General features: G+C 42.1%; 28 protein-coding genes. 13 read left to right on the top strand and 15 right to left on the bottom strand.

The window, feature by feature from the left end:
• Positions 1-67 precede the first annotated feature (67 nt).
• The 3 genes from GGQ95_RS01095 to GGQ95_RS18680 all read left to right on the top strand — a co-directional run bounded on the left by GGQ95_RS01095 (position 68) and on the right by GGQ95_RS18680 (position 1698).
• Complete coding sequence (locus tag GGQ95_RS01095; protein ID WP_066147489.1) at positions 68-721, top strand: bifunctional 4-hydroxy-2-oxoglutarate aldolase/2-dehydro-3-deoxy-phosphogluconate aldolase; 654 nt, start codon at positions 68-70, stop codon at positions 719-721.
• Complete coding sequence (locus GGQ95_RS18685) at positions 708-1034, top strand: PfkB family carbohydrate kinase (protein ID WP_275192196.1); 327 nt, start codon at positions 708-710, stop codon at positions 1032-1034. The genes GGQ95_RS01095 and GGQ95_RS18685 overlap by 14 nt, the downstream gene beginning before the upstream one ends.
• A gap of 235 nt (positions 1035-1269) precedes the next feature.
• Complete coding sequence (locus GGQ95_RS18680; RefSeq protein WP_275192202.1) at positions 1270-1698, top strand: carbohydrate kinase family protein; 429 nt, start codon at positions 1270-1272, stop codon at positions 1696-1698.
• A 171-nt stretch (positions 1699-1869) separates the two neighbouring features.
• Here the strand turns inward: GGQ95_RS18680 and GGQ95_RS01085 are convergent, their stop codons facing one another.
• Both GGQ95_RS01085 and GGQ95_RS01080 read right to left on the bottom strand, forming a co-directional pair.
• A complete protein-coding gene (locus tag GGQ95_RS01085) occupies positions 1870-2361 on the bottom strand; it encodes a GNAT family N-acetyltransferase (RefSeq protein WP_066147491.1) in 492 nt (163 codons plus the stop codon).
• A 236-nt stretch (positions 2362-2597) separates the two neighbouring features.
• The gene (locus GGQ95_RS01080; protein WP_066147493.1) at positions 2598-3713 is read right to left on the bottom strand and encodes an NAD(P)/FAD-dependent oxidoreductase; all 1116 of its coding nucleotides are present in this window, start codon (positions 3711-3713) and stop codon (positions 2598-2600) included.
• A 490-nt stretch (positions 3714-4203) separates the two neighbouring features.
• On the opposite strand from GGQ95_RS01080, the gene GGQ95_RS01075 reads away from it, so the two are divergent.
• The 3 genes from GGQ95_RS01075 (at position 4204) to GGQ95_RS01065 (ending at position 8869) form a co-directional block, all read left to right on the top strand.
• A complete protein-coding gene (locus GGQ95_RS01075) occupies positions 4204-5385 on the top strand; it encodes a GNAT family N-acetyltransferase (protein WP_066147495.1) in 1182 nt (393 codons plus the stop codon).
• 420 nt (positions 5386-5805) lie between these two features.
• Positions 5806-6897: a Delta(10) desaturase DesB gene (gene desB / locus GGQ95_RS01070; RefSeq protein WP_066147497.1), complete on the top strand. Its 1092-nt coding sequence runs from the start codon at positions 5806-5808 to the stop codon at positions 6895-6897.
• A gap of 850 nt (positions 6898-7747) precedes the next feature.
• Positions 7748-8869 carry a PP2C family protein-serine/threonine phosphatase gene (locus tag GGQ95_RS01065; RefSeq protein WP_066147501.1) on the top strand — a complete coding sequence of 374 codons (1122 nt, stop codon included), beginning with the start codon at positions 7748-7750 and terminating at the stop codon, positions 8867-8869.
• 711 nt (positions 8870-9580) lie between these two features.
• Here GGQ95_RS01065 and GGQ95_RS01060 read toward each other — a convergent pair.
• From GGQ95_RS01060 to GGQ95_RS18540, 4 genes are read right to left on the bottom strand one after another with little or no spacing between them, the layout of a single operon-like run.
• Positions 9581-9877: an STAS domain-containing protein gene (locus tag GGQ95_RS01060; RefSeq protein ID WP_066147502.1), complete on the bottom strand. Its 297-nt coding sequence runs from the start codon at positions 9875-9877 to the stop codon at positions 9581-9583.
• Positions 9874-10281: an ATP-binding protein gene (locus GGQ95_RS01055; protein ID WP_066147504.1), complete on the bottom strand. Its 408-nt coding sequence runs from the start codon at positions 10279-10281 to the stop codon at positions 9874-9876. The genes GGQ95_RS01060 and GGQ95_RS01055 overlap by 4 nt, the downstream gene beginning before the upstream one ends.
• Positions 10247-10588, bottom strand: a complete 342-nt coding sequence (locus GGQ95_RS01050) for a hypothetical protein (protein WP_044745467.1) — start codon at positions 10586-10588, stop codon at positions 10247-10249. Before GGQ95_RS01050 ends, GGQ95_RS01055 begins: the two co-directional genes overlap by 35 nt.
• A gap of 28 nt (positions 10589-10616) precedes the next feature.
• Entirely contained in the window at positions 10617-11996 is a 1380-nt protein-coding gene (locus GGQ95_RS18540; protein ID WP_183186245.1) for a protoglobin domain-containing protein, read from the bottom strand.
• 131 nt (positions 11997-12127) lie between these two features.
• Here GGQ95_RS18540 and GGQ95_RS01040 point away from each other — a divergent pair, with 131 nt between their 5' ends.
• Positions 12128-12976: an MBL fold metallo-hydrolase gene (locus GGQ95_RS01040; protein WP_066147511.1), complete on the top strand. Its 849-nt coding sequence runs from the start codon at positions 12128-12130 to the stop codon at positions 12974-12976.
• A gap of 381 nt (positions 12977-13357) precedes the next feature.
• On the opposite strand, the gene GGQ95_RS01035 is transcribed toward GGQ95_RS01040, so the two are convergent.
• Entirely contained in the window at positions 13358-13651 is a 294-nt protein-coding gene (locus GGQ95_RS01035) for a spore coat protein (protein ID WP_044745491.1), read from the bottom strand.
• Positions 13652-13674: 23 nt separating this feature from the next.
• Positions 13675-13860 carry a spore coat protein gene (locus GGQ95_RS01030; protein WP_044745463.1) on the bottom strand — a complete coding sequence of 62 codons (186 nt, stop codon included), beginning with the start codon at positions 13858-13860 and terminating at the stop codon, positions 13675-13677.
• Between the two features lie 164 nt (positions 13861-14024).
• Between GGQ95_RS01030 and GGQ95_RS01025 the strand changes: the two genes are divergently transcribed.
• Positions 14025-14165 carry a hypothetical protein gene (locus tag GGQ95_RS01025; protein WP_172798639.1) on the top strand — a complete coding sequence of 47 codons (141 nt, stop codon included), beginning with the start codon at positions 14025-14027 and terminating at the stop codon, positions 14163-14165.
• A 16-nt stretch (positions 14166-14181) separates the two neighbouring features.
• On the opposite strand, the gene GGQ95_RS01020 is transcribed toward GGQ95_RS01025, so the two are convergent.
• Positions 14182-14541: a hypothetical protein gene (locus GGQ95_RS01020; RefSeq protein WP_044745462.1), complete on the bottom strand. Its 360-nt coding sequence runs from the start codon at positions 14539-14541 to the stop codon at positions 14182-14184.
• Positions 14542-14751: 210 nt separating this feature from the next.
• Here GGQ95_RS01020 and GGQ95_RS01015 point away from each other — a divergent pair, with 210 nt between their 5' ends.
• On the top strand, positions 14752-15030 hold the full coding sequence (locus GGQ95_RS01015) for a hypothetical protein (protein WP_066147515.1): 279 nt from the start codon (positions 14752-14754) through the stop codon (positions 15028-15030).
• Positions 15009-15230 carry a hypothetical protein gene (locus tag GGQ95_RS01010; protein ID WP_156450499.1) on the top strand — a complete coding sequence of 74 codons (222 nt, stop codon included), beginning with the start codon at positions 15009-15011 and terminating at the stop codon, positions 15228-15230. The genes GGQ95_RS01015 and GGQ95_RS01010 overlap by 22 nt, the downstream gene beginning before the upstream one ends.
• 322 nt (positions 15231-15552) lie before the next feature.
• On the opposite strand, the gene GGQ95_RS01005 is transcribed toward GGQ95_RS01010, so the two are convergent.
• Positions 15553-15918, bottom strand: coding sequence for a hypothetical protein (locus GGQ95_RS01005; protein ID WP_066147516.1), 366 nt, complete (start codon positions 15916-15918; stop codon positions 15553-15555).
• A gap of 99 nt (positions 15919-16017) precedes the next feature.
• On the opposite strand from GGQ95_RS01005, the gene GGQ95_RS01000 reads away from it, so the two are divergent.
• Positions 16018-16551: a matrixin family metalloprotease gene (locus GGQ95_RS01000; RefSeq protein WP_183186244.1), complete on the top strand. Its 534-nt coding sequence runs from the start codon at positions 16018-16020 to the stop codon at positions 16549-16551.
• A 37-nt stretch (positions 16552-16588) separates the two neighbouring features.
• The gene (locus GGQ95_RS00995) at positions 16589-17182 is read left to right on the top strand and encodes a hypothetical protein (protein ID WP_183186243.1); all 594 of its coding nucleotides are present in this window, start codon (positions 16589-16591) and stop codon (positions 17180-17182) included.
• On the opposite strand, the gene GGQ95_RS18765 is transcribed toward GGQ95_RS00995, so the two are convergent.
• From GGQ95_RS18765 to GGQ95_RS00980, 4 genes are all read right to left on the bottom strand, one after another.
• Positions 17151-17507: a transposase gene (locus GGQ95_RS18765; protein WP_376768701.1), complete on the bottom strand. Its 357-nt coding sequence runs from the start codon at positions 17505-17507 to the stop codon at positions 17151-17153. The two genes, GGQ95_RS00995 and GGQ95_RS18765, sit on opposite strands and share 32 nt — an antisense overlap.
• Positions 17483-17803 carry a hypothetical protein gene (locus GGQ95_RS18760; protein WP_376768700.1) on the bottom strand — a complete coding sequence of 107 codons (321 nt, stop codon included), beginning with the start codon at positions 17801-17803 and terminating at the stop codon, positions 17483-17485. The genes GGQ95_RS18765 and GGQ95_RS18760 overlap by 25 nt, the downstream gene beginning before the upstream one ends.
• An 18-nt stretch (positions 17804-17821) precedes the next feature.
• Complete coding sequence (locus tag GGQ95_RS00985; RefSeq protein ID WP_183186241.1) at positions 17822-18139, bottom strand: hypothetical protein; 318 nt, start codon at positions 18137-18139, stop codon at positions 17822-17824.
• A gap of 374 nt (positions 18140-18513) precedes the next feature.
• Entirely contained in the window at positions 18514-19491 is a 978-nt protein-coding gene (locus GGQ95_RS00980) for a LacI family DNA-binding transcriptional regulator (RefSeq protein ID WP_044745458.1), read from the bottom strand.
• An 87-nt stretch (positions 19492-19578) separates the two neighbouring features.
• Between GGQ95_RS00980 and GGQ95_RS18535 the strand changes: the two genes are divergently transcribed.
• Complete coding sequence (locus GGQ95_RS18535) at positions 19579-19701, top strand: hypothetical protein (RefSeq protein WP_255357496.1); 123 nt, start codon at positions 19579-19581, stop codon at positions 19699-19701.
• A 164-nt stretch (positions 19702-19865) separates the two neighbouring features.
• Here the strand turns inward: GGQ95_RS18535 and GGQ95_RS00975 are convergent, their stop codons facing one another.
• Complete coding sequence (locus GGQ95_RS00975; RefSeq protein ID WP_044745457.1) at positions 19866-20792, bottom strand: bifunctional helix-turn-helix transcriptional regulator/GNAT family N-acetyltransferase; 927 nt, start codon at positions 20790-20792, stop codon at positions 19866-19868.
• Positions 20793-21187: the final 395 nt, after the last annotated feature.

Raw genomic sequence — 21187 nt, 5'->3', positions numbered from 1 at the left:
TCGCGAAATGGCCATTTGGAAAACAGGGGTTACACTATAAAACGATAAGAATGGAGGCATGATACTGATGACGTCTCGTTTGCTCCCATTATTGAAAGAGGAAAAAATCATCGCGATCATTAGAGGAGTTTCACAAGATTCCATACAACCAATTGCCGAGGCTTTACAGTCAGGGGGAATGAAATTTTTGGAAATCACAATGAATACCGATGGAGCTTTAGCCGCTATTGCGAAGCTAAGAGAAACATATGAAAACCGCCTTTATATTGGTGCGGGGACGGTGTTAAATCTAGAGATGGCTAAAGAAGCCATACAGGCGGGAGCGCAATATATTATTTCTCCTCATCTAAATGAACAAGTGATTGCTTATTGTGTCGAACAAGGGATCGACGTATGGCCTGGTACGATGACACCTTCCGAGATGTACAGGGCCTATCAGCTAGGGGCGAGCGCTGTGAAAGTGTTTCCGGTCGGAACTTTAGGAGCGAACTATATTAAAGAGGTAAAAGCTCCTCTTCCTTTTATTGAAATGATTGCAACAGGAGGAGTCAATACAAAAAATATGATGACAATATTAAATAATGGGGCCATTGCCGTTGGATTAGGAGGAAATTTAGTCGACAAACAGCTTGTGCAACAAAAAAACTACGATGAACTCACAAAGCGGGCGCGTATGTTTGTTGAGCTTGCTAAAGGGGTTGGCAGCGATGCAGCAAAATAATGATGTTGATGTGGTGACAGTCGGGGAAAGCATGATTCTCTTTCAACCAATGACAGACGGCTCCTTAAGGTACTCTCCTTTATTTACCAAATCGATAGCAGGCGCTGAATCCAATGTGGCCATCGGGCTTACGCGGCTCGGCAAAAAAGTAAGATGGATCAGCCGGCTTGGCTGCGATCCATTCGGCGATTTGATTGTGAGCACGCTTGCCGGGGAGGGAGTCGATGTCTCCTGCGTTATTCGTGATAAGAAGGCGCCGACCGCCATTTATTTTAAAGAATTTAAAGGTTACGGCGACCCAATGATATATTAATATAGAAAATATTCAGCAGCAAGTAAATTTTCCGAAGCAGATATCCAACCTGAGTGGTTGGCCAACGCCCGTCATCTGCATGTAACCGGAATTACGCCCGCACTAGGCGAACGGACGGAAGATTTTATTAAAAAAGTGATGGAGCAAGCGAAAGCAAGAGGATTAACTGTCTCATTTGACCCGAACTTACGCCGAAAGCTATGGAGCGAGGAGCAGGCGCGTTTTATTGTCATTAATGCCGTTGTGCGATATTTTTTTACCTGGATTAGAAGAAGCAAAATTTTTAATTGGTGAGCAGCCGGTCGCAGAGTATGGAAAGCAGTTTTTGCAAATGGGCCCCAAGCTGGTTGTTATGAAGCTTGGACAAGAGGGATCTATTGGCTTTTATCAAAATGAAGCGGTCCAATCCCCCGCTTTTCGTATGGATAAGGTTGTTGATCCGGTAGGGGCCGGAGATGCGTTTGCCGCGGGCTTGCTGTCTGTGCTGTTAGATGAAGATCAGCCGCTCGATGAGGATGTTTTAAACATTTGTTTACCTAAAGCATTAAAGCGAGCGAATTTATTAGGCGCCCTAGCTACACAATTTAAAGGAGACTGGGAAGGTCTTCCTTCCATTCGTGAAGTGGAACAATATATAGAGGGACAGGAAATGATCACAAGATAAAAAGAAACGGCGGAAGATGCGTAAAAAATCTTCCGCTTAGAATGTTGACAAATGCCTTTATCTTGCGTTACGGGCCTCGTTCGTCTGCTCACCCTCTGCTCTATTCCGAACCGGAGAAAAAGCACGCCGTAACTTAAAAACTAGCTTTTTTGACTATTCCGTTATCTGATCTTAAGCATGATCCTCTGATAGATGACGGGGCGCAAGCTCTTTATAAACAAGCTCTCGGTATACTTGAAATCCTTGCTTTGCGTAGAAATTTTTTGCGACTTCATTTTTGCTCCAATAATCGAGCTCTACTAAATAGATGCCTTTGTCTTGTGCCAGCTGGTAAATGTACTCCATCAGTTGCGTGCCATAGCCTTTGTTTCGGACGGATTCGCTAATGCTAATTTGGTGGACGTATATAGATTGATAGGACTGAAAAAATATATTTTCCGGATGTGTTCGTATCTCCAGCCAAGCATATCCACATGCTTGTTCGTTTTCTTCCAATAATAGAAAAATGAAATGCGGCTGGTGGATCACACTTTGAAAAAACCGCTTCATGGCTTCCGCATCATATTTTTTGAAATGCCGGGGATATAACGCAACATGCAGATCGTGAACGTGTTTATTCAATGCGGCAATAGTTTTGTAGTCTGTCGTTTGCGTAATTTTCATCCTCTCGCTCCCTTCTTGCGAACGGTAAGTATATTATTATTCTATCCAAAAAAAACGGGAAGGGCACAACATTTTCGCTTATTCCCAGGTATCTAAGCCAAACCGTCATACGGATAATTGCGGTTTGGCTTATGATTGGCGTGTGAAATAAGCATCCAGTAGCCGAAATGAATTGGGGAGCTTTTTCAACTGAATATCAGCTATGGCGAGGGTTCTTTTTTGTTAGGTGTATTCTCTCATTTTACCGCGCCGGCGATATGGTAGTCGAGTGGATTCAGCTCGGTCGGCTTTCCGACAATGAGCTTGGCAAGCTCAGCGCCCAAGTAAGGCCCTGCTGTTAGCCCGGATGCCCCTAAGCCGTTGGCCACATAAATGCCGGTAAAGCCGGGAAGCGCTCCAAAGACAGGAAGAAACCCAGGGGTATAAGGGCGAAAACCAACTTTTGTTTCGCTATGTGTGCAATCTGATAATCCGGGTGCGATTGCTAACGCTTTATGTAATATTTCATACACTCCTCCTGCGGTTGCTCGGCAGTCGAAACCGACACCGTCTTCATGGGTCGCTCCGACAACGACCCGCCCCATTGGAAAAGTAAGCAAGTATTGATTGTTAGGCGGCATCACGACAGGCCAGTGATCGGTATCTTGTTCTGGCTTTTCGAGATGAATGATTTGCGCCCGTTGCGGCGTGACTAAAAATTCGATGCCGAGCGGCAGCAGCAATTCTTTTGCCCATGCGCCGGCTGCGATGACGACCGCGTCAGCCTGATAATAAGTGCCAGCGACTTCCACACCGTTCACATGCGAATGTTGCTGAACAATCTTGGCGTCTCCTTTTATATAGATGGCCCCCAGCTTTTGGGCGGCTCTCACTAACGCATCGCGCAATGCTTTGCCATTGACGCGCGCTGCTCCGCTGACGTAAACAGCCTCGTAGCCTTCAGCCAGCGCTGGAACTAGCTGTTTTGCTTGTGCAAAGGATAGCTTTGTCACTTCTCCGATTTCCGGCGCTTCTTGGCGGCGCTGCAGTGTACGATCCATCATCTTTTCAAGTTTTTCTTTATCTGTATGCAAACAAAGGGCCCCTACTCGTTCATAGCCTGTTTCTGTTTCTCCATGCGATTGAAGTTCTTGAATTAACGAAGGATAAAATTTGGCTCCGCCTCTGGCTAAGCGGTACCAAACTTGGTTGCGGCGCTGGGATACCCATGGACAGACAATGCCGGCGGCTGCGGCGGTGGCTTGGCCTTTGTCGCCGCGATCGATGATGGTGACGGCTGCTCCCTCTCTTGCTAAATGGTAGGCGGTTGATGCTCCTAAAATGCCGGCTCCTACAACGATGTATGATTTCATGAAAAACACCTTTTCTGTTTATTTTTTCGCACTATTAGAATAGCATAAATCAGACGATTTTCGTAACACTCCCTTTATATGCTGGGCAGTTTCGTCCTAAGAAGCTCTCCGCGATGAACCTCCTCCACCTCCACTTCGCTTAGAGGTGGGAGATTTCTCGGTGAATGATATTAAAAAACTAGGTTTGGCTGGGCTCTCTATTCAATTGAGATTAAGAGGGCTTTCTTGCTAGTGATCTCCAAATGAACAGGTGATAACCGATTTCGACAGTCGATTACTGGCCCTCGATTATAAAAAATGGAAATCTGCTGTGAGTTGAATCTTCTGATGAGAAAGCTGGCATCAACAGGAGATGAAAGTCGACCAAAAAACGAGCAAACCAGAAAATGCATCTATCGTTATAAGGTTTTTATTTTTGCTGGACAAAGGATTTTATAGGAAAAAAAGCGAAATAAGGGAAAAGGATATCGAGAAGAGGGAGGAAGCTATTATGGAATCTGTCCGTTTATTGACGGAAGCTGATTATGAAGAGGTTTTTCGTCTATCAGAATATGCCTTTCAATATAAGCTTACAGAGCAGCAAAAGATGGTTCGCAAACAATGGATGGATAAACAAGAGATTTTGGGAGATTTTGAGAATGGCCAACTTGCTGCAAAAGTGCATTTGCTGCCATTTACGGTTTTTATTCACGAACAAGAATGGGAAATGGGAGGGGTAGCCGGCGTAGCGACATGGCCTGAGCATCGCCGGAAGCGAAAGGTGGCCAAGCTGTTAACAAAATCGTTGGAACGAATGAGGGAGAGCGGGAAAAGTATATCATTCCTCCATCCGTTTCAAGTGAATTTTTACAGAAGATTTGGCTGGGAGCTTTTTGCTTCTTATAAGAAATTAATCATTGAGAATAAGCAGCTCGTCCCATTACCAGAAGCAGCAGGACGAATGGAGAGGGCCTCCCTTCAGAATGTGGATCTGTTAAACAGCGTGTATGAAGGCTATATTCGTTCATATAACGGCGGATTAAAGCGCGATCATTTTTGGTGGGAGCATTTTGTGTTCGCCAAAGCGGAGCATGCGGTATTGTACATAGATAAGGAGCATCAAGCAGCAGGGTATTTGTTGTATGACATGCAAAACCGGCAAATGCATGTGAAAGAAATGGTGGCTCTTCATGAAGAAGCAAAAAGAGGACTATGGAACTTTATTTGCCAGCATGATTCCATGGCAGACCAGGTGACGATTGTGACCACTGTTGACGATCCGCTTCCTTATTTGTTGAAAGAGCCGAGAATCGTCCAAGAAATTCATCCGTACTTTATGGCGCGAATCGTTGATCTAGAACGCTTTTTGCAAGCGTATCCTTTTGTGAAACAAGAGAATCCGCTGTTTTGGCATGTGCATGATGAAGTGGCGCCGTGGAATTCAGCTATTTACCAACTGGATGAGAAGGGAGTGAAGGTATTTCGCAAGACAACAAAAGAAGAATCCGCTTGTCTGCATCCACCCAAACGGGGGCTTTTGCTCGATATGAATACGGCGGCTGCCCTGCTGCTGGGGTATGTGCGACCTTGGTCATTATATCAGATGGGCAAGCTGAAGGGAACAGAAGCCGAAGTCAAACAGCTGGAGGCGATGATTTCGCCAAAACCGACGTTTTTTGCTGATTTCTTTTAAGGGAGGATTGCTGCATCGCCATCATGTCAACTCTTCCCCGTGTCCGCCTGTTCTTCATTAAAGCGGGAGCCTCCTCGCCTGAAAATAATGAAGGTGAGCAGAAAAGCATTGATAAAGAGAATAGAGAATTTCGTTGATTGGGAGCGACATCTTTAAGGATGTCTTTTTTATTTGGAAAATTATCCCCAATTCCATCGATTGGTATATTCAGCTTTAGGGATCGTGCTGATAGAAAGAATAGCAACTGTTAATAATACTAGGTCATAAATCCATTGACAGGACAAATAGGGGAATGTTAAGATAAATCAAACGTATCAACAGTTATGTGATTTTTTTTATAAAATTGTAATTTTTGTTAGGTTGGCCCCTTTTGCTACATTCGATTACAGGCAAAAGGTTAAAGTTGAAAGGAGTTATGATATGAAAAAGTTTCATTCATTCGGTTGGTATGCGGCGCAAATCTCCCCGTATTTGCCGAAAAAAGCATTTCAACCTACCCCATCCCGTCTTTTCCTTGGATTGGTGTATCTATTGACAGTACTTAGTGGTATCCTCGTTATTTCTTTGTTCGATCTTCATGTGATATGGAATACCTTGATTTCTGTTGTATTAGGTTTTAGTTTTGCGGCGCTTGGGTTTTTAGGACATGAAATTTTGCATGGTACGGTTGTGCGGACACCATGGCTACGGGATTTTCTTGGAGCTGTTGCCTTTTGGCCGTTATGCACCGGCCCGAAGCTATGGAGAAAATGGCATAATGCCACACACCATGTCCATACACAAAATGAAGAAAAAGATCCTGATGCATGGCCGAGCATGAGCAAATTGGCACAAAGCCGTCTGTTGCGCTGGATCTATAAAATTCCATTTACGATACGGGCGTTTTTCGCCTTTAGTTCGTTAACGATTATGTTTACGTTTCATTCGATCAGAATGCTTGGTTATTTTCGCAAACAGTTTCAGCCCAAAAATCGCGCTATCGTCTTTTTGCAGTTTATGTTGCCTTGGATATCATGGATTGGTTTGCTGTTTATTGTTGGATTCGCGAATTGGTTTTTTAGCTTTTTATTACCGCTGTTGATCGCTAATTTTATTGTGATGAGCTACATTTCAACCAATCATCGCCTCAATCCTTTAGTTCCTGTCAACGACCCGCTTGCTAACAGTCTTTCCGTTACCGTTCCAAAATGGGTGGATTTCCTCCATTTTAATTTTTCCTATCATACAGAGCATCATCTGTTTCCAAGCATGAGTTCCAAATACTATCCGTTAGTAAAAGAACATATTAAAAGGATGTGGCCAGATCGATATCATGAAATGCCAATGCTCAAAGCATTATGGGCACTCTGGAAGACACCGAGACTTTACTATCAGCAAAACGAATTGGTCGAACCGCGCCAAGGGAACGTTTACGGATCTTTAGGAAATGGGCTGAATCCATCCAGTATTGAATATCGTAAAATAGAACCCGGAACTCAAGAAGGAAGAATAAGCAGTGAAACAGACAGATGAGCAATCCAGAAGAAAGCAGTAACATTTCTTGTTCGAGAGAAAAGACGCTTGATGTTTCGGGAATAGGAGGAATGATACCGATTTCTCTGCTTTCCATACGGTGAAGAGGTTTTGCGGACAGGGATTGCCAATTGCTGAAGAAGCGGCCTCTCATAATCCTTCATTCAATAAAAAGCCCTTTGATGGAGGGGACCATCTGAGTCAAAGGGAGTTAAAAGCGTCGTATCATTTTCTAATGGCAAAGACCATTCATCCTAAGTCTCGCTATTTTTTGTCGACAACAAATGATCAAATCATGTAGGAATCTGTCTTTTTTTATCGAATGATTATAAAGGGAGAGGAGAGGATAGGAATGGTCAATCTGCAATGTCCTAATTGTGGTACAAGTGGGATCGAAAATATTGTGTCAGGTAACAGTGTCAGAAAAAGCAAAGATGGGGATACAAGGTTTCATATCGTATACTGCGTGCTATGCGGGTATATTTATGGAGTGTTTGGAAAAATCGAGACGACAATGTGATAGTCATTTGATTAAAGGCATCCTTCGGGGTGCCTTTTGACTGAAATATGATGATAACAAATTCGATTCATATGTAGCCACGCAGATTCAAAAATACGGAATCGATTGCAAGCCATCATCTTATGGGCTACCGTTGATGATGAAGCTATTTATTCAATAAGGCAACACGATTATTGACACCGTGCGGCCGCCTCTTTGGTTCATTAGGAGAAAGTCATATTGACGATCCGCCATGCATTTGTTAGATTGTACTCAATTGATATGGAAGGCTTATCGAAAATAATGATGCCCGGATAAAAGAGACAGGGGATGAAAAAAGGGTGTTAAACGATGAACATCGTCGTAATTGAAGAGAATCAAGCAGCCGTCATGAAAATGAAAGAAATGTTAAAGAAGATCAAGGGAATATCGATACAGGTGTTTGATCAAATGGATAAGGCCCACGCGTATATGTTGCAAGAAAAGCAGGTTGATGCTGTGTTAGCCAACGTTCAGGCGCTATTAGCGGCGCAAACAGAGCGAAAGCCGTCCATTTTTTTTCAAAAAGATATTCTAGTTGTGGCGATGATTGAATGTGATGACGAGATTGAATACGTTTTGGAGGCCGAAGCGTTTGATTATATTCGTAAACCATTTACAACGACGGAGCTAATCTCCCGCATTCGCTTGGCGTATCGTCAAAAACAAAGGACGGATGAGTCAAAAAGAATGAGGATCGTCCATATCGAGAAAGACAGGCAGCTGTTGGAACTGAAAAGAAAAATGGAAAAGGATTTGCAGCTTGCCCGTTGTATCCAAGAAGGAATGCTCCCATCTTCGATCTACAATGAAGAAATTTGTGTATACGGAAAATATATTCCTTCTTCTCAGCTGTCAGGAGATTTATATTATTGGAATCAAGTGAGTCCTCACGAATATGCGTTTATTGTTATTGATGTGATGGGGCATGGCGTTGCCGCTGCGCTTGTGGCGATGTCGATTCGTTCATTGCTGCCAGGGCTTATGATGCGTGTAACTGATCCGCTGCGCGTGGTTTACGAATTAAACAGGCATACCTTGCGTCTTTTTGAGAATCGGTCCTATTTGACCGCCTTTTATGGTGTTGTCAATACGAAACGAAAAACGCTCGAGTATGTGAATGCCGGACATCCGCCTGCGCTGCTTTTAGAAGGAAGAGAGATGAAGAGATTGAAAGAAGGAGGAATACCGATCGGGATCGTGCCCCAATTTTCTTATAAAAAAGAGAAGCTTCAGTTCAGCGGGCCGGTTTATTTGGCGATTTATACAGATGGAATGATCGAAGCGACCGGAGGGGAATGGGAGAGCTATGTGGAGCGCATTTTGCCAAACTGTCGATCGTTTCAAGAATTTGTGCAGCAACTTGAAGGTAAAATGAATCATCAGCGCTTTGGCGATGATGATATGACATTTGTGGGCATGCATATTTTTTAGGCTACTTCCGCATTCGCTTCGAAATGGAAGATTCCTGCAAGCATAGAAGCATCTTTCGGTTTTTTAGCAGGCTCTCCCCGCCGTTCCAACGGTGAAATGACAACGAATCTTGTAAGTTTGTTCTGGGCTTGTTTTTCGCTGCTTCGAGCCGTGCAGAGACAAGGGCACGTTGAAGATTGTACATGACAAACGACCTATCTTTTCGTTTTTCTAAGAACCACTTACAAGTATAAAAAAGCCCATATGTCCTAGTAATTCCATTCTACTTTGGCTAGTGCCAACCGACATTCCTCTCCCCCTTGTTTATCGGGCAACGCCCTTCATATTCCTGAAGGTGGGAGTCGTTCTGGCGGGATAGGATAAAAACAGCCGCTCTTAATCGAGGAAACGTTTATTTGGCCAGCGGTTTTTGTGAAAAGTATATAACCGGTTTACAGAACAAGCCAGTGTTTCGGATCACAGCATGTTGATCCGCCAGCTGGCTTTTTGTTTTTCTGGCGCCATCGGCTAGCTTTTGGCTGCCGATGGCCAAGGCAGTGATTCATAAATAAGAATGGAGCATAAAGCGATGTTGACGCGATGTAGCATCATTGTCTAATATGTTGTGATCTCTTACTATACAAAAGCCGCTTATCGTCCGCTTTTTCTCGAGTGTCAAGGAAAGGCAGCTTAAGCTGATGATTCGTCATAAAAACTTTTAGGCGCTATTTTTTATTTGACATCGACAAACTGATCAATTTGACAAATGGACAATACGTTTTTAATCGGAGCAGACGCTCCTATAATTTCAATGTGTATACGGTCTTTTAGAGGATATAGCCAGCTAATAAATAGGCGCACTCCAGAGCTATCAATGAATCGGACGGCAGAAAGGTCGATTTGCAACCGCGAAATGTTGCTGTATGTATGATGACGCAGTATTTCTTCCATGATGCGCGTTGTTTCAAAGTTAATATCTTGCTGAAATACGGCAATCATCACATCGTTGTTGGTTGTTATTTGAATCATCGAAATTCCTCCTCAATTTTTGCGCGCTGAATGATGACACGCGCTTTTTTGCCAGCATCGTCAAAGGTTACGTGTGTTGCAAGCTGTTGAATGAGAAATAATCCGCATCCTTCATGTGGCGCAAGCAGGGAAGGAGGAGCTTTTGTGATTTGACTGCGCCAGTCAAAACCATTTCCGTGATCGATGAGCTCAATCGTGATGTCCTCTGTCGATAAATGAATAAGAACATCCGCTTTTTTTATTGTAGAATGGCGAATGACGTTGGAAATGAGCTCCCACAAGACAAGCTGCAGCGCGTATTGTTCCATCTCTGTCAGTACAATGTATTGATTTAATCGTTCGAGCATTGCCGCAATATTTTTGCTATAGTTATTTTCGGTAATTTTTCCTGTGATCTTGATCATCGCTCATGATGTGAGTAAGAAGTTGTTGGATATACGGATGACGATAGTCGGCTTGATGCTCGAGACGATACAATTGGCTCCATAAGGAATTATAGGTGGAGCGAAACTCGATCGGAACGCTTTCGCCAAACGAGCGCTGCAAATGCATCAGACGAAATTTAACATAATTTCGTGCGTCTACGTCGTTTGGCAATTGTCCAATGTCAATGCGGATCAGTTGTTCGTTAGCTTCGTGGAGAAGCGTTTCTGACATTTCAAATAAATGTTTAAATGTGCGCTGTTCATATTTAAATTGAGGTTGGTTCATCGTATTTCCTCCCTAAAGTTGTAAGGAGCTACTTTTTGAATTTATCTGTTAGTTCATGATTCAGATAGTTCAGCTGTTCTGCCATTTCGGCAATTTGATAAGCAGCCTTCGAGATTTCATTAAATGTGTGCTGGAAGTCTTTCATAAACTCTGTGAATGCACTAATTTTATCACTGTTCGACCTAACATCGGAAATGGATTGATCAAAAATATGAATCACGCTCTCGTTTACTGCGCGAAAAGCTCCTGTTTCATCGACAATGCGTTGAAACGAGGATTCAAATTGCTGAATCGTTTGTTGCACGATATCAATATGATTTTGAATGTAATCGAGTGATTGAGCCGTTTGATAAGCGAGCTTTCGCACTTCATTTGCTACAACGGCAAATCCTTTTCCATGTTCACCAGCACGGGCGGCCTCGATATTGGCGTTGAGAGAGAGAATGTTCGTCTGATTAGAAATGTTGCGAATCGTGTTCACAATTTCGCCAATTTGAGAAGAACTGTTAGTCAGCTCCGCTGTTAATGCTTTCGTTCCATGAATTAACTCGGCGATCGTATCAAGCTTTGTTAATGTGTCCATAACATCGTGCTTTCCGTTTTCGACCCGCTCTGCGATTTCGGCTGATTGCTGCTGAATCGTATAGATTTCGTTTAGGATGTCCTGTACATTTTTTTCGTTTTCTGTGATGGAGGCGCTCGTTTCCTCAGCGCTAGAAGCAAGAATAGCAGCTGATTCCGTGAGACGGTGCTGCAGCTCTTCGATTTCGTTTAGCTTCATCATGGATGACGTATAGGATTCAATATACGTCGCAATGGCAATTTGCATGTCGAACGAACAAAGCTTGGAAAAAGAAGAATAGGCCAGAACGGCTTCACTCGGCGGAAGCTCTTCCATCAATATTTTCAGCACCTCATTTTGGATAAGAGAATAAGCGCCTAAATACCACTCTGGAAACAAGCCGATACGATGATGAACATTGCCGATTACTTTTCTTCTAATAATATACTGTTCACCTATTTCACCAGATACCATGTCCATTAAATACGATTGCAGTGTTTTCTTGAGGCGCTCAATCGTCGAGTGGCTTTCAATAATATGGACCAAATCTGCTATTTGGCCAAGGTGCTCATAAAAAGCATCAACAATGGCTTGAACATGTTTGGCAAAAATCGGGCGCAGGGAGGCGAGACGCTGAAAATCCTCCGCTGTCAATCCAATAAGAACGACTTGTTGATGATAATTGGATGCGGAAAGCTGTCGATAATAGGCAACGGCCGAATCGGGCAAGTGAAGCGAAGATGTTTGCATGGGAGCCGTGTTCGCATCCTTTTTCTCTTTTTTGCGAAACAGTTGGATTGCTCCGTCTTCGTTTTGGAGTAGCTTATGGAATGAGACTTTCATCATATACATCCCTCCTAATATGAATATCCCCCTTCTGCACATTATAAAGGATAATCGGTGTTTTAGGAATATTTTCTTATATCAGAATAGGCGGCAAAAAAAGTGGGATAGTATCATTGAAGGAGGGAATGGATATGAAGATAGAAGAAAATCACTACGGAAGCGACTATACCTTTATTCCGGCTATATCGGTTGCTCATGGAACAGGAACAGAAATATTGCCAGATTTATATTGCTATACCGTTCAGATTGTGAATATTTGCTTGATCGGTCTTCCTAATGCCGCTGATTTTATACTTGTAGATGCGGGAATGCCTCGTTCAGCTGATGAGATTATCGCTGCAGCCGAAAAGCGTTTTGGTTCGAATAGCCGCCCTAAGGCGATCATTTTGACTCATGGACATTTTGATCACGTCGGAGCTGTGATTGAACTGATCCGATATTGGCGCATCCCGGTTTATGCTCATCCAGCTGAACTGCCTTATTTAACAGGGAAAAAAAGCTATCCTGCGCCTGATTCGTCAGTAGAGGGAGGGATGATCGCAAAGGTATCCGCCCTTTTTCCGAATGAACCTATCGATTTAGGAAGCAGTGTTCAACCACTTCCAAGTGGAGGAATGGTTCCTCATATGCCTGAATTTCGCTGGATTCATACCCCTGGTCATACCCCTGGACATATATCATTGTTTCGTGAAAAAGACCGCGCGCTCATTGCTGGAGATGCATTTGTTACTGTTCGTCAGGATCAACTGTTTAAAGTGCTGACGCAGAAGCTAGAGTTTAGTGGACCGCCGCGTTATTTTACAAATGATTGGGAGAAGGCAAAAGAGTCTGTTCGTAAATTGGCAACTCTGCATCCAGAAGTAGCTGTTACAGGACACGGAAAACCAGTAACTGGAGAGCAGCTCCGTGCAGGATTGATCCAGTTAGTCAGAGATTTCGATCATATAGCGGTCCCTGATTATGGTAAATATATTCAGTAAAGAAGCAGAGGATAGTCTGTGACAGATGATAAGGGAGAAGAGGATCGTATTATTTTTTCGATTCTTTCCGGGGCAAGGAGATTTGAGAAGTTCGTTTGAGTGGTTGGGATGATGGTTTTTAGCAGGCATGAAAATAGATCCATAAAAAACAGGCATCCATCAATGAAGATGAATGAATGGAATTTTAACATCATCTATCAAGAAGTCTTTCACCTTTTAATCGAGTTTAGGTGGGAGAGGTTCATTAAAGCAGTATTTTTCCATTCTTCCGTTGGCGACGAATGGATTTGTCTGGGGATTTATGAACAGAGAGGCATGGGAATGACAAGATAGAACAACTAAACTCATCAGGATTCAGCGTTTAACTGAATCCTGATGAGTTTATTGCAGTTGATTCGCTTGTGTGATTTGCTGGGTCACTTGCATGTCAACACGCAACTGTTCTTGAACATTTATTGGATGGTAATAGCCTTTATTAATCGTATATTGACTCACTTTTTCGTGAAATTGAATGGCATCATTTAAATGTTGTTTAAGGATGTTGCGCACCTCGGGAGTATCGGATTCTGTAATGGCTACTGCGTAGCTTTTAATTCCATTCTTTATGCTAATAAGAAGATCGATGGCGATTAATTGATCATTTAAAGGCTGAGAGCCACCAGTTGGTTGTTGCATCATCTACATCACCTCTTTTGGCGTTAGGATAGAAGAGATTGTAAATCAACGATTTGTTGTTGGGTTGTTTCAATATCTTGGCGAATTAATGATTGAAGCTCAGGATCTGTGGCCATCGTCTGCATCACCTTACTTTTTGCAAGACAGACGTTTTTCAACATAAGAAGCTCATGAAGCTCCAAAATTTCATGAACACCTGTTGCTCTCATCTCTTTCACCACCTTCCGAAACCTATTGTGTGCATGGTGAACATGTATATTAGCGTAATTTTTTCAAAAATAAAAGGCGCTTTCACCAAGAGAATGGGGAGCAGTTTACACGCAAAAAAATTCCCGTGTGCTCACGCTAATAATGGGCAAAGGGGGATTTGGAGATGGACGAAACGTGTTTTTACTGCCAAAGCGAATGCGCTGACCAAGTTCATTATGTATCCTTCTATACAGCGGATGAAGAACAAGAAAAAGCGTTGTGTGCCGAATGTTATCAAGAATGGCTGCAAGGCATTAAAGGTTGAAACAAGCCGCATCACGTTATGGCCGGGATGCGGCTTGTTGCGTGAGCGGCGGAACGTGGATGACTCGGTACAGGTCGCCTTGTTCGTCATAAGAACGATACACGATCGGCGCCTTTAAGGGGCGGCACACGGAAAGAAATAAAATGTGTTCTTCGTTTGTCCCCTTTTTTCTCGCTTCCATCGAGAACGAGACGTGCTTGAGATGAAGCGAATAAAAGCGGTACGTCAGACCGAGCCATGTTTGTTCCGTGACAGACGTGTCAGGATGACAGCGTATAAAATGCGCAATATCCGCAAACGACCGCTCTTCTTGTTCGAACCAATCTTCAATAGCGTTGGCCGCTTGCTTAATCCAATGTTTCCAATTCTCTAGCATCCCATTCACCTTATTCATTTATATTGTTATCGGTTAGTATGCTCGGAACTGCCGCATCTATACGAGGGAATTGTTGAAATTCTCATGCTTAAATTTATTTTTTTGGCAACAAAATTTCCATTGAAGGAGAATGTGTGGTGCCACGTTTGTTATTCATATTTCAATAATAATCAGGGAAGAAACACCTTCGATGAATAGGAAAATTCATTAATGTTGGTTCAGCCAAGCCGTTGGGCTTTTTGGCTTGCAAATTTCGCTGCTGGCTATTCCAATTACGGCCCCGTTTCTTTTTTGCAAGCTAATTCAATGGAGATGGGAATATTGCAAGCGTTAGGCACATTGCCATTTTTCTTGTTCAACTTATTTTTCGCGTTTGGATGGACAGAGCGAGACGACAGCCGTTCTCGAGGCGTTGGTCTTTTCCGTTTATATTTGCCGGCTCATTTTTATCGAGCGTCGGCCGCATTGTGTATTTCATTGCGCAAGTGAGTTTGCGGCAATCGATTACGCTGAACCATTTATTAGGGCGGGTCAATTCGAGCAACCGCTTTATTCCCCACGGGCTCATGCCGCTCGGCGTGCTAGGAGGGATGATCGGCTTGTTTATTTTTGTGCGGTTTTGCTTTGGCGGTTCCGATTTTACTTCTATAGCTGGTGACAGCGCTTCACCGCATTCCAGAAGGATATAAGCTGACGGCCAGAGCAGAATAAACAGTGAAAAGAAGGGGTGAAACTCGGGTGGATGGTGATCACGAATTGTGCTACTGCCATAAGCCGTTCACCCCGTATGCGATTTGCCAATCGATGAAGCGGGCGATATCAATGTTTCGATCCGCGAAGCGTACCATGGAATGTTTGGGGTATACCGCTGAGAGACCGAGAAATCTTGATATATCAACATTTGCAGAGGGAGGAATTTTTGACATCAAAGCTAATCGAGATAAATATGCATAAAAAAACAAAGAGTCGGTTCCTCAAAGAATCGACTCTTTGTTGATAATCTATATCTCTTTATTTTGCACCTAGGTTTTCTACATAATCTTTATTTGATTTCTCAATCTTATTAGAAGCTTCATTGACAGGAAGTAAGACATACTTATTATTTTCTTTTTGATAGGTCGCTGTTACTTCTTTTGAATCCACATAATATAGAAGCCAAATTAATGTTCCCTTATTATAAACTACAATACCTGTTTCTTCTCTGGTTATTTCAGGTTTATTCTCTCGTTTCAACCTCTCATTTTCTAATTTAATGACTTGGTTAATAACAGAATTGTATTTTTCCTTTAGAATGGCTTGTTTTGTTTCATAATCATCTTTACAGGCTGATAAAAAGCTTAACGAAAGTATCAATAAAACAATGAATTTAAATCTCATTTTATACACTCCTATAAATTTGGTATTTTTGGTATACTAAACCTCTAATTTATGATACAATTATACAATATAAACAAATTATAGGAAAGGAGTTATAAAATGAAAAAGAAACTTGTAGCCCCTTTACTCTCTATCGGCCTAGTTTTCTCGTTTTTTGCCGGTAGCACCGCCCATGCTTATGTTCTATTTTCTAAAGACGATTGTCCAAAAGTACCTTACCCAAAGGATATTTTTTACTGGGTGGATGGTGCGTTTCAAAATTATAGTGGCAAATGGACCGAAGTTATTGAATCGGTTAATAAATGGGATGCGCTACCAGAAATTGAATTTACCACAAGAGCGAGCTTACCAGGTGGAGCAGACATCAAGATTGAATATGGAGATTACTATAGTGGCGATGTTTACGGAAGATACTTTTTAGGCACAAAAGGACATATTATGATCTACAAAAAATGGTTTGAACTCAATGAAATTCAAGAAAGAGAAACAATTGTCCATGAAGTGGGACATGCCTTAGGACTGGCTCACACACAAAAGGCTAATGATAGTATTTCAGTAATGCGTGAATTTGGCTTTAACAACAAAGATTACCCTTTGTCAGACGATAAAGCGGGAATAGCGGCACGCTATTAAACTATTAAATTAAAAGGTAAAAGTGGGGATAAAACCAATGAAAAAAATGATTATAGCGTCGACTGCTGTCTTAACACTTTCTATCGCTAGTCACTATATTGCAGAAGACCCTCATTCATCATCTTCAAAGCCAATAGAAAAGAAAATCATATCTGATCATGCTAAGACGGATAGCTTCGAATCGCTAAATGGACTTGAACAGAAAAGTCCTATTATTGTTATTGGTAAAAAAGTTGGAAAACTTAGTACGCAAGTTAGGAAGTCCAAAGTAAATCCTGATCTTGTTTCAGGATGGACAGAATCGGAGTTTTTAATTAAAAAGGTCATAAAAAATGAAGAGAATAATGAGAAAATCAAGGTGAACAGCAAAATAACAATAGGTGAAATGTCATTTGAATATAATGGTGTTATTCATACAGTCAACGGATACGAAGAAATGAAAAATGGAAAAGACTATTTGCTTTTCCTTGTAGAGCAAGACGGGCTTTTCGCCACAAGAGGCGTAACATTTGGAAAAATTCCTCTCGACAACACGGATTTAGAGATCTATTCTGAAGGGGGGTTGGAGGATTCCCATCTTTCTGAAATTTCGTCCATCTTTAAAGAAGCCAGAAAGAAGTATAGTAAATAGAAGAAAAAGAGGCTGTCTGATAAGTCCCTAAAATGAAACAAGTGGAGAAAAACAAGCCGTTTTTCTCCACTTGCTTTTGTATTTTTTCGATTTTTCTCCGAAAGTAGCTTGCGGCTTTCTCTTCACATTCAAGGGTTGTTTTTGCCTTCGCTTTCATTTCTTCGAAGACGGTATTCCAGTGAATTTGACGATTACCCTTCGCCTTCGTGCATTTCGCTTTTAATGGACAATCTGTACAATCTTCACATTCGTATATTTTGAAGCTTTGTTCATAACCAGATGGATTCTTTTTGTTAAATGTTACTTTCCTTCCATTCGGGCAAATAAAACCATCATCTTGCTCACAATAGATCCAGTTTTTCGCGTTTTGGATCTCCTTTTTGTCTTTGCGTGTCTGTTCTTGTACATAGGATCCATAAGGAATGAGAAAATCCAATCGAGGCTAATCGCATATACATAGTTTTCTTCACTTCCATATCCTGCATCCGCGATGATGGTTTTGGGCATCGGTAAAGAAGTAGCCGCCAGTTTTTCCAAATGTGGGATCAAACAACGAGTGTCTGTAGGTCGTTGGTGAATCATATAAAACAAGATAAACTGATTCTCTGTCCCCATTTGCACGTTATACCCTGGCTTGAGCTAACCGTTTTTCATATGATCTTCTTTCATGCACATGAAGGTGGCGTCTTTGCCTGTTTTGGAATAACTGTTACGGTCGCCAAAGATTTCGTTCTGTTCCTTGTATGTAGCTAGTCGTGGTAAGAAATTTTCCCGAATCAGATTTAAAAGTTTCTTCCATTTCCTACATTCTTGGCGCTTTTTCCTACGAATCTTTGTCTCTGTTTCCTTTTCTATTTCCTCTGTTAGCGTTTCAACTTTTTCTTCTATCTCCTTAGTGACTGTCTCTAAATGATGCTCGGTTTCCTTTTCTCCTGTTCCAGCTTCTAATTGTGTCAATTCATGAATGTGCTCAAGTGTTTCTTAAATTTTTTCTTTTAATGTTGCTTCCAATTTCTCCGTTGATTTAATGCAACCTTGAAGATTTGCGATTGCTCCAAGAGATCAGCATTGAAACATTTTACGATACATTTAACACCATCCCCCCAAGAAGTCTCCCTCCTCTAAACAGAGTGGAGGTGGGGGAGGTTCATAGCTGAAAGTGTAAGTTGAAGCAAAGAGCTCATTGTGATACTCCCTTTCCTATCATCCATAATCCGCTATGCTCGTTGAACCATAACGTAAAAGAATCAAGAGAGAATAAGCAAGCCCAAGACCACCCAAAGCGGATTCCAGATGGTTACGTTTATAAGGAGGCGCTGCTGAACGCTATTCTACACCGAGAACCGTTCGATAAGGCGGACAGGCAATTGCTCATTTTGGTTGGTCGTTGTTTTGCCGATGAAACAGTCATGTATGAGTTGGAACGCTTTTTGCCCCATCGATAACAACGGCAAGTCCACTGTGGTGATGCCGAGCGCTTCAGCGATCGGATGATTGTCAAAACTGACAATCGCCAAGTTTTCTGGTACCTGCAAACCATTTTTTTGCCCCCATAACACGATTCCAGCTGCCACTTGATCGCTTGCGACAAGCAGCGCAGTCGGCTTGTCTTCCATCGAAAGAAGAGCCTTGACAACGCGCGCCCCGTCCGCGATTTCGAGACAACGATCAAAAATCCATTCTTCTCTTGGAACTGTATCGATATTTTGTAAGGCATCCCGATAAGCAGCGTCTCGCCGTTCACTATTTGTGCCTGACGTCCGGCCGATACAATAGCCAATTTTTCGATGCCCCTTTGCAATCAAATAGTTCATCCCCAACATAAATGCCTCATAATGATCGATGGACACGGACGACATTTCGCAGCCCGTGGTATCTTCGCATAAGATGATCGGACCGTCTTCTTGATACAGCTTAAGCATCTCCCAACTAATTGTGCGGGAACAAATAATCAGTCCATCGACTTGTTTCACTCGCAGCATCTCAAGTGCTTCCAGTTCCTTTTGCACGTCATAATTCGTCTGAAATAGAAGAAGATGATAACCGTGGCGGAGCGCCTCTTGTGAAATACCGTCCACAATTGAACTGAAGTATGGGTGGTTGACATACGGCAGAATCACGCCGATAATCGATGTTTTTCCTTTGGCTAAATGAACAGCATTGATATTTTTTGTATAGTTTAACTTCTCGACCGCTTTCCAGACCGCTTGCCGTTTTTCTTCCTTTACATAAGGATAATGATTTAATACACGCGATACCGTAGCGACAGAAACTCCTGCTAGTTTAGCGATTTCTCGAATGTTTGCCATTGTCTTCCCTTCCCTCAAAAAAACTATTGCATTGAAACGCATTTCATAAATTATTGTCATTTTAACCATAGCATAAAGGAGGAAATCATGTTGCTAGGATTTTTGTTTTATATCGTTTTATGTGCTGTAGAGCTAGCCGGCGCGCACTTAGCCTTACGAGAAGCACCCAAACAAGAAGAGGAAGATCCTTTTCATGCGTTTTTCCGCTAAACAAAGCGTTCCCTATCTTCTTTCAGGGAACGCTTTGTTTCTGATTTAGATGATAAAAAAGAAAACGGAAGCAGGAGGAGAAACAACATAGAACGTCTGCTTGATGAAAAATCCCTCTTTCATCGCTATGTTGCTGAGACGTAGGAGATCTCTTCGTCCATGTGTTAAAGCTCTAATTCCCAAGTCTCCCCGATCAGCTCATGGCCAAAGCTGTGATGCTTTTCTTCGGCTACAAGCGTAAATCCAAGTTTTTGATAAATATGTCTTGCAGCTATAAGAACGCTGTTGGTCCAAAGGACAAGCTTTTGGTACTCTTTTCGTTTAGCAAAGCGAATGCATTCTTGAACAAGATGTGTACCAAGCCCCAATCCGCGCGCCTGCGGATCAACTAAGAGCAAACGCAATTTGGCAATGGCGTCACTTTCGTGTACCACCATTACAGAACCGACAATGTCGCCGTTCATCTCGGCGATCCAGCACCGTTCTTTATCAGGATTATAATGGTTAATAAAATCGGCAACAATTTGAGCAACCAGCGCTTCAAACTGCTCATTCCATCCATACTCCTTCGCGTAGAGTGCCCCGTGCTTATGAACGATCCACCCCATATCGCCTGGCTCGTGTTGTCGTAAAAAGTACGGTCCAGAGAATTTAAACCTGCGATTTTTAGTAAGTATTCCTTCAATCGTTTGCATAGCGTGAATGAGCTGTTGCTGTTCAATATCTGATAATTCACTTAGGAATTCAGATACTTCATCATATGAACGTTGGTTGAGCAAGGAAAAAACCGCTTTTCCTTCTGAAGTAAGCTTTAAAATTCGTTGCCTTCCATCGGTTTCTGATCGCTCTTTATAAATAACTCCCTGTTCTTCTAATCGTGTTAAAATCCGGCTTAAATAGCCTGGATCTAATCCTAACTGCCTAGTCAAATCTGAGGCGGTGATTTGGCTATGATTAGCAATTTCAAATAATATTCTAGATTCTGTAAGGGAATAGGGGCTATGTAATAATCCTTCTTGTAATGCACCAATTTGTCTTGTGATAAACCGATTAAAATGACGGACAGCATTGATTCGTTCCTCAAAAATCATACGAGTGCCTCCTAATTTATTTGATTTTGTCAAATATTTTATTTGATTATATTGCTTTAGTCAATTATATATCTAAAAAACGGCCAGTCTATGTTCTGTTTGAGGCAAAAGCCTGATCTATCCAATCATTTAGTGAGATAGGTTCATCAAATAAAATAGATTAGACTTAAATGGTTTTTTATCGTATTCGACTTAGGAGACGTGTGATTGTTTCGGTTCATCGCCGGATGGTGTTCTATAAAAAATCGTTTTTTCGGTAATAGGGGGATCATTCGATTGATTGAAAAAAAGCAAAATCACGTATTCGCCTGACAAAGGTTTGTCTAATGCGCTCTGTCTGTATGAGTTTCTATACTCTGTATCTTCAGTTGGCGAAAAAGTAGTTGTAAAAGCGC

Source organism: Anoxybacteroides rupiense (assembly GCF_014196195.1).
Taxonomy (GTDB): domain Bacteria; phylum Bacillota; class Bacilli; order Bacillales; family Anoxybacillaceae; genus Anoxybacteroides; species Anoxybacteroides rupiense.
The sequence above is the reverse complement of the archived record's forward strand: the minus strand, read 5'-3'. Positions and strand labels throughout refer to the sequence as shown.

Bases quoted from the DNA above. Each gene is read 5' to 3' on its own strand.
- GGQ95_RS01020 (WP_044745462.1), bottom strand. From the start codon at position 14,541: ATGCTAGAGAATTGGAAACATTGGATTAAGCAAGCGGCCAACGCTATT.
- GGQ95_RS00980 (WP_044745458.1), bottom strand. From the start codon at position 19,491: ATGGCAAACATTCGAGAAATCGCTAAACTAGCAGGAGTTTCTGTCGCT.
- GGQ95_RS01085 (WP_066147491.1), bottom strand. From the start codon at position 2,361: ATGAAAATTACGCAAACGACAGACTACAAAACTATTGCCGCATTGAAT.
- GGQ95_RS01065 (WP_066147501.1), top strand. From the start codon at position 7,748: ATGAACATCGTCGTAATTGAAGAGAATCAAGCAGCCGTCATGAAAATG.
- GGQ95_RS01050 (WP_044745467.1), bottom strand. From the start codon at position 10,588: ATGAACCAACCTCAATTTAAATATGAACAGCGCACATTTAAACATTTA.
- GGQ95_RS18535 (WP_255357496.1), top strand. From the start codon at position 19,579: ATGTTGCTAGGATTTTTGTTTTATATCGTTTTATGTGCTGTAGAGCTA.
- GGQ95_RS18685 (WP_275192196.1), top strand. From the start codon at position 708: ATGCAGCAAAATAATGATGTTGATGTGGTGACAGTCGGGGAAAGCATG.
- GGQ95_RS01080 (WP_066147493.1), bottom strand. From the start codon at position 3,713: ATGAAATCATACATCGTTGTAGGAGCCGGCATTTTAGGAGCATCAACC.
- GGQ95_RS18680 (WP_275192202.1), top strand. From the start codon at position 1,270: ATGCCGTTGTGCGATATTTTTTTACCTGGATTAGAAGAAGCAAAATTT.
- GGQ95_RS00975 (WP_044745457.1), bottom strand. From the start codon at position 20,792: ATGATTTTTGAGGAACGAATCAATGCTGTCCGTCATTTTAATCGGTTT.
- desB (WP_066147497.1), top strand. From the start codon at position 5,806: ATGAAAAAGTTTCATTCATTCGGTTGGTATGCGGCGCAAATCTCCCCG.
- GGQ95_RS01060 (WP_066147502.1), bottom strand. From the start codon at position 9,877: ATGATTCAAATAACAACCAACAACGATGTGATGATTGCCGTATTTCAG.
- GGQ95_RS18540 (WP_183186245.1), bottom strand. From the start codon at position 11,996: ATGATGAAAGTCTCATTCCATAAGCTACTCCAAAACGAAGACGGAGCA.
- GGQ95_RS01035 (WP_044745491.1), bottom strand. From the start codon at position 13,651: ATGCAACAACCAACTGGTGGCTCTCAGCCTTTAAATGATCAATTAATC.
- GGQ95_RS00995 (WP_183186243.1), top strand. From the start codon at position 16,589: ATGAAAAAAATGATTATAGCGTCGACTGCTGTCTTAACACTTTCTATC.
- GGQ95_RS01000 (WP_183186244.1), top strand. From the start codon at position 16,018: ATGAAAAAGAAACTTGTAGCCCCTTTACTCTCTATCGGCCTAGTTTTC.
- GGQ95_RS01095 (WP_066147489.1), top strand. From the start codon at position 68: ATGACGTCTCGTTTGCTCCCATTATTGAAAGAGGAAAAAATCATCGCG.
- GGQ95_RS01040 (WP_066147511.1), top strand. From the start codon at position 12,128: ATGAAGATAGAAGAAAATCACTACGGAAGCGACTATACCTTTATTCCG.
- GGQ95_RS01025 (WP_172798639.1), top strand. From the start codon at position 14,025: ATGGACGAAACGTGTTTTTACTGCCAAAGCGAATGCGCTGACCAAGTT.
- GGQ95_RS01075 (WP_066147495.1), top strand. From the start codon at position 4,204: ATGGAATCTGTCCGTTTATTGACGGAAGCTGATTATGAAGAGGTTTTT.
- GGQ95_RS01030 (WP_044745463.1), bottom strand. From the start codon at position 13,860: ATGAGAGCAACAGGTGTTCATGAAATTTTGGAGCTTCATGAGCTTCTT.
- GGQ95_RS01005 (WP_066147516.1), bottom strand. From the start codon at position 15,918: ATGAGATTTAAATTCATTGTTTTATTGATACTTTCGTTAAGCTTTTTA.
- GGQ95_RS01055 (WP_066147504.1), bottom strand. From the start codon at position 10,281: ATGATCAAGATCACAGGAAAAATTACCGAAAATAACTATAGCAAAAAT.
- GGQ95_RS01015 (WP_066147515.1), top strand. From the start codon at position 14,752: ATGTTGGTTCAGCCAAGCCGTTGGGCTTTTTGGCTTGCAAATTTCGCT.